The organism is Nocardia alni (assembly GCF_019038435.1).
Taxonomy (GTDB): Bacteria; Actinomycetota; Actinomycetes; order Mycobacteriales; family Mycobacteriaceae; genus Nocardia; species Nocardia alni.
In genome coordinates, this window is record NZ_JAGPOX010000217.1 from 1 (window position 1) to 12006 (window position 12006).

Genomic DNA, 12006 nt, shown 5'->3' on the forward strand with positions numbered 1-12006 from the left:
GGCGTAGGACGATGGTTCGTGAGCGGCGGTCGGCGGCGCGGAGGCGGTGGCCCAGGCGATCCAGGAGGCCGTGGAGGTAGGCCTCGATGTCGGCGTCGGCGTGGGGGCCGCGGCCGAGGGCGCGTTGGGCGCCGATCGAGCGGCGGCGACGGGCGGTGTCTACGCGGCGGGGGTCGCGGGCCCAGGACAGGGCGTAGAGGTGGCGGGCGGCGCCGCGGCCGAGAATGGCGGCCAAGGGGCCCTCGCCGTGCTCGGCCAGGTGGCCTACCCGGGTGATGCCGTGCTCGTGAAGGGTGCGGGCGGTGACTTCGCCTACACCCCAGAGTCTTTCGACCGGGAGTGGATGCAGGAAGGACAGTTCGCCGCCGGGTGGCACGAGGAGCAGGCCGTCGGGTTTGGCTACGGCGCTCGCGACCTTGGCCAGGAATTTGGTGCGCGCCACGCCGACCGAGATCGGGAGCCCGGCCTGCTCGCGGACCCGCTCGCGCAGGCGGGCTGCGATATCGACGGGGGAGCCGGCGATGCGCCACAAGCCGCCGACGTCGAGGAATGCCTCGTCGATCGAGATACCCTCGACCTCGGGCGTGGTGTCGCGGAAGATCTCGAACACCTGCTTGCTGGCCCGCGAGTAGGCGTCCATGCGCGGCGGCACCACGATCGCGTCCGGGCACAGCCGCCGCGCCGCACCCCCGTTCATCGGGGTGCGAATGCCGTACGCCTTGGCCTCGTAGCTGGCCGCCAGCACCACCCCGCCGCCCACGATCACCGGCCGCCCGCGCAGGCGCGGATCGTCCCGCTGCTCGACCGAGGCATAGAACGAATCCAGGTCCGCGTGCAGGATCGATGCCTCGGCCCGCGCAGGGAGGCGCCCATCCGGCGAGACCCCCTGCTCGCCGGAAGACATGTCGCGAGTGGACGGCGGAGCGGACCTATCCCGGATGGACACGAACATATGTTCGCATGACCCACCGACACGTTTCCAGGACGCAGCTCACCAGCGGATGTTCCAGGACCAGTCCGTGAACCTCAACGGAACCGATCCGCCCTCGGTGTCGTCGTGCGGCCGAAACGTCGAATTCCGCCGGAAGGACTGGCACGCTGACGGGTATGACATTGGGGAGTCTTCCATTCACCGCGAGCACGCACGAGATCGACGCGCTGCACGAGCGACTGCGAACCCGTGCACCCGGAGTACACCGGGCCGAACTACCCGACGGCTCGCCCGTATGGGTGATCACCGGCTACGACGCCGTGACCATGCTGCTCACCGACCCGAATGTTTCAGCGGCAAAAGCCGACAGCACCATGGGATTTCGCGGAAACAAGCTGCCGCCCGCACTCGACGCCAACCTGCTCAACCTCGACGGCGAGGCCCATCGCCGCCTCCGCAGCCTCGCAGCCGAGGCATTCGGCCCCCGGCACCATCGGTTCCACGAGGAGATCGTGTGGACGGCGGTAACCGAATTGGTCGCCGACCTTCCCGCCGCGGGCCGGATCGACCTCATGACGGGCTTGTGCGAACCTCTGCCGGTGCGCGTGACCGGAACGCTCCTGGGCCTGCCGCAGGAGCAGTTGGGCGCCTTCCGCGAAGCCTCCGCGCCGCTGTTCCGCTCGGACGCCTCACACGAGGCCGACGCGTTGCGCAAGTCGATGACCACCCTGTGGGGCTTGATCTCCGAGGCGATCGCGGGCAAACGACGCGAACCGGGCCAAGACCTGCTCTCGACCTGGATCGCGGCCCGGGACGGCCAGGACAGACTCACCGAGGACGAACTGGTGAGCCTGGCATTCCTGACGATCATCGGCGGATTCGAGAACACGATCAGTTCGACCTCCTTCGTCCTTGACGAATTGGTACGCCACCACCAAGCCCGGGCCCGCGAACTACTCGACCGGCCAACGGAATTCACCACCTTGATCCGGCAGCTGGTCGGCACCGCCACACCGATGAACTACGCCGTGCGACGGTTCCCGCTCGCCGACATCGAGATCAACGGCGTGGTCATTCCACACGGCCACACCGTGTACGCATCCCTGCGCTCAGCGCATCTGGACCCCGCCGGACATGGCCGCCCGAACCTGACTTTCGGCCGCGGCCGCCACTATTGCCTCGGCGCGCCCCTGGCTCATTTGCAGGCCGACCACGCCGCCCGCGCCGTGCTGAGCAAATACCCACACCTCCATGTCACCGGACCACGAGAGACCTACCGCCTACGAGAGTCCTGGATGACCTACGCCCTGGCCGAACTCACCCTGACCACCTGACGACGATGTATTGTCGCGCAAACCATTCGGCGCCGCTGCTTCGATCGCCTGCTTCATCTCGGCGATCCCGTACTCGGTACGGATGCGGATCTCGGGCGCGGCAGCGTCGGGCAGGACGTCGGTGATCCACATAAGCCGTGCGCACTCACCCTCGGCGCGGACTTCGAACGAGGCATGGTGGTACTCCAGCGCAGGCCGCGCACCGTCCACGACGGAGTACGCCAACCGCCGCGACTGCTCATCGATGGCAATGATCAACTCCCGGATCACATGCCCGTCCGGGAAGGTCAGGAATCGTTCGACCCCGTCGATCCGCGTGCCGACCACCCGGCCGGGCAGTAGGCGCTCGTGCACGGCGCCGACATCGCGCACGACGTCCCACACGTGTTGCGGCGAAGCGTCGATCGCGATGTCATGGCGAATGGAGGCCATGGCGCCGAGCCTACCCATGCTCCCGGACCGGGCGTGCCGATCCACTGTGACCACCGGTGGAATCAGCGGACCGCCAGGACACCGACGAGTCCATCCTCACCGCCACTGAACAGCGCCTTCTCCGAGGTCGGCCATTTCCTCTGGCCGACGATCGAAAGAGTCCGGCCGAATTGCGCAAACTAGAACGAGTTGCCCGCACTTTTCAGTGCACATATGTATGCCGAAATCTCCCCATCATGACCCTATCGGCGCATTTGATCGCCCTATCGGAAGCTTCATCCTCGATTCGCGTCCACTGAACAGCTAGCCTGAATATGAAACGTGTTCTACTGTTGTGGCGAGAGCGCCGGAAGACCAGAGGAGTGCACCAGGCCATGCGTACCGAGATCTGCGAACGAATGGGTATCGATGTCCCCATCTTCGCCTTCACCCATTGCCGCGACGTCGCCGCCGCGGTGAGCAACGCCGGTGGACTCGGCGTGCTGGGCGCGGTCGGATTCACCGCCGAGCAGTTGGAGGTCGAGCTGACCTGGCTCGACGAGCATGTGCACGGGGTGTACGGCGTCGACCTGGTCATCCCGTCCAAGTACGAGGGCAAGGGCGTCGAGGGGCTGACCCCCGCCGAGCTGGAAGCCAAACTGGCCGAACTCGTTCCGCAGGGCCACCGCGACTTCGCCGAGAAGATCCTGGCCGACCACGGAGTGCCGCGGCTGCCCGGGGAAGAGCACCACAACCAGCTGCTCGGCTGGACCGCGACCACCGCGGCCCCGCAGGTCGAGGTGATCCTGCGGCACCCCAAGGCCAAGGTCGTCGCCAACGCCCTGGGCACCCCGCCCGACGACATCATCAAGCAGGTCCAGGACTCCGGCCGCCTGATCGGCGCGCTGTGCGGCTCGGTCAAGCATGCGCTCAACCACAAGCGCGCGGGCCTGGATTTCGTGGTCATGCAGGGCACCGAGGGCGGCGGGCACTGCGGCGAGATCTCCTCGCTGGTGCTGTGGCCGCAGGTCATCGACGCGATCGGTGATATGCCCGCACTGGCCGCCGGCGGTATCGGCAACGGCCGCCAGATCGCCGCCGCCCTGGCGATGGGCGCGGCGGGCGCGTGGACCGGCTCGCTGTGGCTGACGGTCGAGGAGGCCAATGTGCCGCCCGCGCAGATGCAGTCCTACATCGATGCCACCAGCCACGACACCGTGCGGTCGCGGTCGTGGACCGGGAAGCCCGCCCGGATGCTGCGCAACGACTGGACCGAGGCGTGGGAGAACCCCGAGAACCCTGACCCGCTGCCGATGCCGCTGCAGATGATGGTCGCCCTGGACGGCGTCAAGCGCGGGCACCGCTACCCCGAGGCCGCCAAGGACGTGAACTTCAACCCGGTCGGCCAGGTGGTCGGCCTGATGAACAAGGTCGAGCGCACCGCCGATCTCATGCAGCGCCTGATCGAGGAGTACCTCGACTCCTGTGAGCGCCTGAACAAGCTCAACAACGCCTGACAGCACCGAATGTCATTGGGGCGGTGGGCCGATCGGCCCACCGCCCCACTTCGTCGAAGCCGTAGCGTCGCCGGCCGCGTCGGCCCTGCGGCGCGACTCGCGGACCGGACGGTTCGGCCAGTGCGGCCCATGCCGCCGCAGCCGCTCCGGCGGCCGCGGCACCTGTTCCGGCGCCCCGGGAGCCAGGCGCACATCACCGTCGCGATCAGCGCGAAACCCGTTGCCCATCAAAAGCCGGTCATCACCGGCATGATGATCGCGTCGAGCCCCATGCCACCGATCGCGAGCCATAGCGCGAGAAGCCAGGGGAAATAGGGAATGCAAGCCACCCTTATAGAGGCGAACGTCCTTATAATCGGAGCGTGATGGCAGAGGACGTGACGACCGGGGTTCCCCGCCGGCGCCGAGGCAAGGCGCTCGAGGAGGCGCTGCTCGATGCCGCATGGCAGGAGCTCGCCGAGGTCGGCTTCGCCAAGCTGACGATGGAATCCGTCGCCACCCGCGCGAAAACCGGTGTCGCCGTTCTCTATCGCCGCTGGCCGCGCAAGGACGACCTGGTCGTTCAAGCCATCAGCCACTACCGGGCGAACACCCCCGTCGCCATCCCCGACACCGGCAATCTTCGAGACGACCTGCTGGCATTGTTCACCAGGATGAACGACTCCCGCGGCGAGCTGATCACGTCCGTCAGCGCGACATTCGCGGGGCTGTACGACAGCTGCGGGCTGACTCCCGCCGACGTCCGCCACCGGGTGCTCGACGTCCCGGGCGAGATACCGGATCGGGACGAGGCCGAGCGACCGGACTCCGTCTTCCGGCGCGCCCACGATCGCGGCGAATTGGACCTCACCCGGGTGCCGCGGGAGATCCTCGACGTACCGTTCGACCTGATCCGGCACGACCTCCTGATGACCCTCGAACCGGTTTCGCCGGAACGCATCACGATGATCGTGGACGGGATCTTCCTGCCCCTGCTCGAGAAGTACCGCGGTCAGTAGCTCGGGGGCTTGCCGGACATGACGACGTGAGTGCCGTCCCAGTGGAAGGTGACCACGTCGTGCGTACCGCCGGGGCAGGCATCGCAGGTGCCGGGGGTCCAATAGTCCAGGGCGACAGTGTCGTCGGTGGTGCGTGCGGGGACCAGCCTGGTGAAGCCGTAGGCCTTCGAGGTCGCGGTGCCGAGGTACCGGCCCTTGTGGAACATCAGGGCGTGTTCCGGTGAGCTGGCCGTCCCGCCCTGGATCATGACGATGGCGGTCGACAAGGTCGCGCAAGGGCTGTAATTGCCTTCGAAGGTGGAAGGGTTGGTCTCCCAATGGGATTGGGTGACCGGCTCCATCGGTAGCTTCGCCACGGCGGCGGCGACCGCGGGGGAGCTCAGGTTGACGCCGCAGGCCGCGGGCGGAGACTGCTCGCCGGTGGCCGCCAGCGCCGAGGTGCCCGAATTGCCCTGCGTCACCGGCAGTTGCGCCGGGGCGGCGGTCGCGGTGATCGGTGCGGCCTCGGTGGGGCGCGAATCATGGCCGCATCCGGACAGAACGCCCGCGACCACGACGCAAACGGTCGCGACGACAGCGAATGTGCCGGTGGTGGTTCGGAACACGGTATGACCTTCCGTAGATCCTGCGGAGCGGTACCTGCCGAGAGTAAACCTACTGTGCCCCAGCGAAATGCCCGAATCGCCCCGCTGGGTCGGTCCACCCCTGGTCACTCCGCATCGCGTGCATGTATGCACCCCTTGCCATCGCTGATGCCCCACAGCGGATCCCGGAGCGCCGACGTGAGCACCGCGCAAAGTATTCAGCGCAGTTCCACGGCACGCTCGGCGACCGCGGCGGTCATGCCGCCGAACCCGCGGCGCAGCGCGCTACCCATGAGCCCGCTGACCACCGGCAGCAGCCAGCCGTCGAGTTCGAAATGCGAGTCGTAGCGGCAGCGTTCCTCGCCCACCGGGGTGAGGGTCTGTGTGCGCAGGCTGTGCAACGCGCCCAGCGGCATCGGCTTCATCGAATAACTGAAACCGACGCCGGGGGTACTCGTGCGGATGAACTCACGCTGCTTCATCGGTCCGGGGCCGAGCAGCCGCACCCGCATATCGATCGGCGCCCCCGGCTCGAGTGTGGTCTCGGCGGCGACACAGAACGGATTCCATTCGCCGTAGCGAGGAAAGTCAGTCAGCACCTGCCATACCGTCGCGGCAGGTGCATCGATTTCCACACTCTCGTCGATCACGAAGGCCATGCCGGAACAATACTGAAACAGGTTCTACACCGGGTACCCGACCCGCCGCTGTGCGTGAGAGCGGCTCGGGACACCAGGCCACGTGCCGCCGAGCGCGGACGCGGTCAGGGCGCCCGCCCGGGACTCCAGCGGCTGGGATCGGGTCGGCAGCCCCAGCGCGCGAGTGATTACCTTCAGGCCCGCCCGAACGCCAGTGTCACGTTGTGCCCGCCGAACCCGAAGGAGTTGCTCAGCGCATAGGAGATGTCCTGCTTACGGGACGAGCTGTGCACGATGTCCAACTCCACACCCTCGTCGGGATTCTCGAAATTCAGTGTGGGCGGGACAATCTGGTCGCGCACTGTGCACACGGTCAGGATGGCCTCCAGCGCGCCGACCGCGCCGATCGAGTGACCGAGCGCGCCCTTGGGCGCGTACACCGAGGCCTGCTTCGCCACGGCCGTGATGGCGTTGGCCTCCGAGGCGTCGCCGACCGGGGTGGCGGTGGCGTGCGCGTTGATGTGGTCGATATCACCGGCGGTCAGCCCCGCGAAATTGATCGCCTTGCGCATCGCGTTCGCCGAACCGCCGCCGTCGGGATCGGTACCGGTCATGTGGTAGCCGTCGGAGGTGATGCCGGCGCCCAGGACGCGGCCGTGCACCTTGGCCCCGCGCGCGGCGGCGAACTCCTCGGACTCGAGGACCACCAGCGCGCCGGCCTCGCCGAAGACGAACCCGTCCCGGTCGCGGTCGAACGGGCGCGAGGCCCCGGCCGGGTCGTCGTTGCGGGTGCTCATCGCGCGCATCATCGCGAAGCTGGCGATCGGGATGGCCTCGATATAGCCCTCGACGCCGCCGGCGATCATCACGTCGGCCTCGCCGGTGGCGATCAGCCGCCACGCGTGCGCGATCGCCTCCGCGCCCGAGGCGCAGGCGGAGGTGGGCGCGTAAACGCCCGCCTTGGCGCCGAATTCGAGTCCCACGCGCGCGGCGGACCCGTTGGGCATCACCATGGGCACCGTCAGCGGGTGGATCTTGCGGTAGCCCTGCTCCATCTGCTTCATCGCCGCGCCGATGGTGTCGCCGCCGCCCAGGCCCGTGCCGATCGCGACACCGAGCCGCTCGCCCTCGACATCGGGCTTGCCGGCGTCCTCCCACACCTGCCGCCCCAGCACCAGCGCCATCTGCTGCACATAGGAGTGGCGGCGCAACTCGATGCGGGTCAGGTGTTCGGCCGGGCTCTGCTTCAGCTTGCCGCCGATCCGCACCGGCAGGTCGTACTTGGTGATGAAATCGTCTGTGAGTGTTCCGATTCCACTCTCCCCGTCGAGCAGGCGAGACCAGGTGCCCTCCAGATCGGGAGCCAGGCTCGTGGTGGTGACCATTCCGGTGACGACGACTCCGCGTGGTGAATGTGAAACATTCGGTACAGGCATGCGGTCATGAATACCTGTAGCGGACGCTACAGTCAACCCGTGCCACGCCCACTCGACCAGGCACGGCGAGCAGCGCTGCTCGCCGGTGTCATCGCGTATATCGCCGACCGCGGACTCACCGAACTCTCCCTCCGTCCGCTCGCAGACTACCTGGGAACCAGCTCCAGAATGTTGATCCATTATTTTGGAAGCAAGGAGCAGATGCTGGTGTCCGCGCTGGAAACCCAGCGGCCCGATATCGCGAGTATGTTCGCCGACGTCGAGGACATCGACATGTTGCGACGACGGCTGATCGAATCGTTCTGCGTGAACACCACCAGCGACTGGGTGCGCAGCACCAGCGTCCTGCTGCAGGTGCTGGGCGTGGGCTCGGTGCCCGGCAGCCCGTTCGCCGCCTACGCCAACGACTCGGTGCACGTGCTGATCGACGCGCTCACCAAGGTCCTGTCCGAGCTGGACCCGTCCATGCCCGACCCGGAATCCGCTGCGACCCTGATGGTTTCGGGCATCCGAGGCATACTGCAGGACCGCCTGGTCACCGGCGACACAACCCGCGCGTCCAAGGCCGCCCGCCTACTGATCAACCAGTGCCTGCCATCCTCACGGAAGGGTGTGCACTGAGCTACCGTCCGTCCGCGGCCTGATGCTCCATTTCCCGCCCCCCGCCGCGACACCCGGCCTCACGCTGCATTCTTTCGCCTCGAAACTCTGGTTTCCGACGATCACACCCGAAGAATGCAGCGTGAGGCCGGTTCTGCGGGTCACTCGCCGCGTTCTCGACCCGACACCGTCCCCGAGACGGGTGTCTGTTGGAGATCCCGGCGAGGTCTTGCGGGTCGAGGATGTCGAACCGCCGCGGCCCGGCCCAGCTCAGATCCGCATCGTGGTGCGGGCTTGCTGGCGCCCGTCGAGTGGGCCTTGTGCGTGACCGCGACCACCCCGCACTCGGCGAGCCGCCGACACACCACGACGTGAAGGACAACCCGGCCTCCCGCTACATTCTTCGGGCCTGAAGCTCGGTTTTCCGCTAAATCGGCCCCAAGAATGCAGGGGGAGGCCGGTTCTCCCGCGCTGAAGGGACGTTCTCGGTATTCGTCTCGGACTTACCCGGCGGCGACCCGCTGGTCAGGAATTGGGGTGAGCGCAAACCTGGCGCTCGGGAGCAGTGGTGTGTTGGATACGGTTCAGCGAGGTAGTCGGGTCTAGGTCTAGAGGTTTTCTGGATGGGTGAGAGTTCGATCTCGTGGGTCGACGGCGCGTTGGTGACCGTCGATCAGCGGGCGCTGCCGGGTGAGCTGCGGACGTTGCGGATCACCACGGTGGACGAGGTCATCGACGCGATCTCCACACTGGCCATTCGAGGCGCCCCGGCGCTCGGGGTGTCGGGGGCGTTCGGGGTGGTGCTGGCTACCCTCGCGCATCCCGGCGACGACGTGGCGGTGACGGCGGAGGCCGAGCGGGTCGCCTCGGCGCGGCCCACCGCGGTGAATCTGGCGTGGGGTGTGCGGCGGGCGCTGAGCAGGCTGCCCGAGGGGCCGCGGGCCGTGCTGGCCGAGGCGCTGGCGATGCTCGAGGAGGACGGCCGGATCAACCGGGTCGCCGCGACGCATGCGGCGGATCTGGTGCGGCGGCTGACTCCGGACCGGCCGTTGCGCGTGCTCACCCACTGCAACACCGGACGCCTGGCCACGACGTCGTTCGGCACCGCACTGGGTGCGATCCTGCTGCTGGCCGAGCGCGGGGCGGTGGAGTCGGTGCTGGTCGACGAGACCCGGCCGCTGTTGCAGGGTGCGCGGCTCACCACCTGGGAGCTGGCCCGGGCGGGCATCCCGCACCGGCTGACGATCGACTCGGCGGCGGCGTGGGCGATGGCGACCGGGCAGGTCGATTGCGTGCTGGTCGGCGCGGACCGGATCACCGCCGACGGATCGGTGGCGAACAAGATCGGGACGTATGCGCTGGCGATCGCCGCGCACCATCACGGAATTCCGTTCGTCGTGGTCGCCCCCGAGTCCACCCGCGACGCGGCCACGGCGACCGGCCGTGAGATCGTCGTGGAAGAGCGCGCGGCGCACGAGATCACCGAAATCGGCGGTGTGCCGACAGCTCCCGAGGGGACCGCGGTGTTCAATCCGGCGTTCGACGTGACACCGCCGGAACTGGTCACGGCCGTGGTCACCGAGAACGGCGTCGTGACCGGTACGTTCCTGTCCGCAGAAAGCGCTGCCCCGACCACCGATGGCGACGCGACGACCCGAACTGCCGCATCGGCGGACGGCTCTGCCTCGGCGGCCGGTGGCGCCTCGATGACTGATATCGGCGCGGCAACCGGAACTACCGTGCCTGCGGCCGGCCGTGCCTCCACGACCGATATCGACGCGACGACCCGAACTGCCGCGTCCGCGCGCGCCGCTGCTTCGACGACTGAGAGCGGCGTGGCGAACGGAACTATCGTGCCTGCGGCCGGCGACGCCTCGGTCCCTGGCGTCGCCTCGAACTCCGAGTCGGCGGCGATCGACCCGGAAACGATTGCGGTGCAGAGCATCGCCCAGATCGCCCGCGGGCTGTACGCGCGCGGATGGATGCCGGGCACGGCGGGCAACATCTCGGTGCGGTCGGCGAAGACGGCCGTGGTCACCGGAAGCGGGCTGTCCAAGGGGGAACTGCTCGCCGACGACATGGTGACGGTCAAGATCGCTGATTCACAGCAGATTTCGGGGCATCGGCGCCCCTCGGCGGAGACCTCGATCCACACCGCCGTCTACCGGGCCACCAACGCGGAGGCGGTCGTGCATGTGCATCCGCCGCATGCCACGGCCCGGACCATCGCCACCACGGCACGATCCGTCGACTCCACCGGTTCCGCGACCCGATCGAGCCACGGGGTGATCGAATCCGGTGACAGCACAGGACGATCGGGCGCGGGAGCATTCGGGTCCGGTGAGGAGGCGGGCCTGGTCGGTGCGAACCCGGCGCCCACGCACGCGTCGGGGCCCGGGCTGCTGCGGTTCGCCGGATACGAGCTGATCAAGGGGCTCGTAGGGTCGAAATCCGATAATGTCGAGGTCATCGATATCCCCGTCTTCGCCAATCACGCCGACGTCTCCCGCATCGGCGACGATATCGAGCGCTACCTGATAGAACATCCGAAAGCGCCGCCGGTGCTGTTCATCGCCGGACACGGCATCACCGCGTGGGGTTCGGGCCTTGCCCAGGCCCGCGACCGCGCGGAATGCCTCGAGGCGATGTGCGAACTGGTGACGTTGAGCGGGCGCCGAACCATCGGCGCGCACCCGTAAGGTTTTTTCCCAGGAGGATCTCCCCATGACCCTGTTGCAGATCATGCCCGACGCCGATTCCGATCGAATCGTGTTGCGTACCACCGATACCGAGGAAATCGGCGCACAATTGAGCAAGCGTGGCATCGTATTCGACCGCTGGCCGCTTCCGGCCGACGGGCAGGCCCCCACCGAGGATATCCTCGCCGAATACGCCGGGCGCATCGGGGAATTGAACGCCGACGGCCGCTACAAGCACATCGACGTCGCGCGCATCCACCCCGACGACAGCGACCCGCAGTGGCCGGACAAGGCCGTCGCCGCGCGCGAGAAGTTCCTGTCCGAGCACCGGCACGCCGAGGACGAGGTGCGGTTCTTCGCCTCCGGCCGCGGCTGCTTCTACCTGCACCTGGACGGCGAGGTCGTGGCGGTGGTCTGCGAGGGCGGGGATCTGGTCTCGGTGCCCGCGGGCACCCGGCACTGGTTCGACATGGGCGCACGCCCCGACTTCCTGGCCGTCCGGTTCTTCGAGGAGGAAGACGGCTGGGTCGGCGATTTCACCGGCGACAAGATCGGCGCCGGCTTCCCGACCCTCGACGAATTGCTCGCCACGTCGTGATCTCCGCGATCGTCGTCGACATCGAGGGCACGACCAGTCCGACCGCCTCCGTGCGTGAGGACCTGTACGGCTACACCCGAGAGCACCTGCCCCGGTGGCTGGCCGAGAACACCGGCGGCTGCGCCGATCCGGTGCTCTCGGGCACGCGGGAACTGTCCGGACGCCCCGGCGCCGATGCCGCCGAGGTGGCCGAAATCCTCTGTGGTTGGCTGGATTCGGACGTGAAAGCCGAACCGCTCAAGGCCGCACAGGGCATCATC

The 12006-nt window shown here is 67.9% G+C and carries 11 protein-coding genes and 1 pseudogene; 7 read left to right on the forward strand and 5 right to left on the reverse strand.

The features are described 5' to 3' along the window. Positions 1–904 (reverse strand): DNA polymerase IV (gene dinB / locus JZ791_RS41505; RefSeq protein ID WP_216903055.1); only part of this gene is annotated, 904 nt, incomplete at its 3' end. A gap of 203 nt (positions 905–1107) precedes the next feature. On the opposite strand from dinB, the gene JZ791_RS41510 reads away from it, so the two are divergent. Continuing rightward, the gene (locus JZ791_RS41510; RefSeq protein WP_216903057.1) at positions 1108–2265 is read left to right on the forward strand and encodes a cytochrome P450 family protein; all 1158 of its coding nucleotides are present in this window, start codon (positions 1108–1110) and stop codon (positions 2263–2265) included. On the opposite strand, the gene JZ791_RS41515 is transcribed toward JZ791_RS41510, so the two are convergent. Then, on the reverse strand, positions 2212–2697 hold the full coding sequence (locus JZ791_RS41515; RefSeq protein WP_216903059.1) for an SRPBCC family protein: 486 nt from the start codon (positions 2695–2697) through the stop codon (positions 2212–2214). The two genes, JZ791_RS41510 and JZ791_RS41515, sit on opposite strands and share 54 nt — an antisense overlap. Before the next feature lie 374 nt (positions 2698–3071). Here JZ791_RS41515 and JZ791_RS41520 point away from each other — a divergent pair, with 374 nt between their 5' ends. Beyond that, positions 3072–4193 (forward strand): NAD(P)H-dependent flavin oxidoreductase, encoded by a 1122-nt coding sequence (locus tag JZ791_RS41520; RefSeq protein WP_216903061.1) that lies wholly within the window; start codon positions 3072–3074, stop codon positions 4191–4193. A gap of 365 nt (positions 4194–4558) precedes the next feature. Beyond that, a complete protein-coding gene (locus JZ791_RS41525) occupies positions 4559–5191 on the forward strand; it encodes a TetR/AcrR family transcriptional regulator (RefSeq protein WP_216903075.1) in 633 nt (210 codons plus the stop codon). Here JZ791_RS41525 and JZ791_RS46740 read toward each other — a convergent pair. The 3 genes from JZ791_RS46740 to JZ791_RS41540 form a co-directional block, all read right to left on the reverse strand. Next, positions 5185–5796, reverse strand: coding sequence for an LppP/LprE family lipoprotein (locus JZ791_RS46740; protein ID WP_216903063.1), 612 nt, complete (start codon positions 5794–5796; stop codon positions 5185–5187). The genes JZ791_RS41525 and JZ791_RS46740 overlap by 7 nt on opposite strands. 197 nt (positions 5797–5993) lie before the next feature. Then, complete coding sequence (locus JZ791_RS41535) at positions 5994–6434, reverse strand: SRPBCC domain-containing protein (RefSeq protein ID WP_216903065.1); 441 nt, start codon at positions 6432–6434, stop codon at positions 5994–5996. A gap of 173 nt (positions 6435–6607) precedes the next feature. Next, entirely contained in the window at positions 6608–7849 is a 1242-nt protein-coding gene (locus tag JZ791_RS41540) for a KasA/KasB family beta-ketoacyl-ACP synthase (protein WP_216903067.1), read from the reverse strand. Positions 7850–7888: 39 nt separating this feature from the next. Here JZ791_RS41540 and JZ791_RS41545 point away from each other — a divergent pair, with 39 nt between their 5' ends. The 4 genes and pseudogenes from JZ791_RS41545 to JZ791_RS41560 form a co-directional block, all read left to right on the forward strand. Continuing rightward, the gene (locus JZ791_RS41545) at positions 7889–8470 is read left to right on the forward strand and encodes a TetR/AcrR family transcriptional regulator (protein WP_216903069.1); all 582 of its coding nucleotides are present in this window, start codon (positions 7889–7891) and stop codon (positions 8468–8470) included. A gap of 602 nt (positions 8471–9072) precedes the next feature. Beyond that, a complete protein-coding gene (gene mtnA, locus JZ791_RS41550; protein ID WP_216903071.1) occupies positions 9073–11148 on the forward strand; it encodes an S-methyl-5-thioribose-1-phosphate isomerase in 2076 nt (691 codons plus the stop codon). 25 nt (positions 11149–11173) lie between these two features. Then, complete coding sequence (locus tag JZ791_RS41555) at positions 11174–11746, forward strand: 1,2-dihydroxy-3-keto-5-methylthiopentene dioxygenase (protein ID WP_216903073.1); 573 nt, start codon at positions 11174–11176, stop codon at positions 11744–11746. Continuing rightward, positions 11743–12006: pseudogene (locus JZ791_RS41560) on the forward strand (acireductone synthase); the annotation flags it as partial. The gene JZ791_RS41555 and the pseudogene JZ791_RS41560, both read left to right, overlap by 4 nt.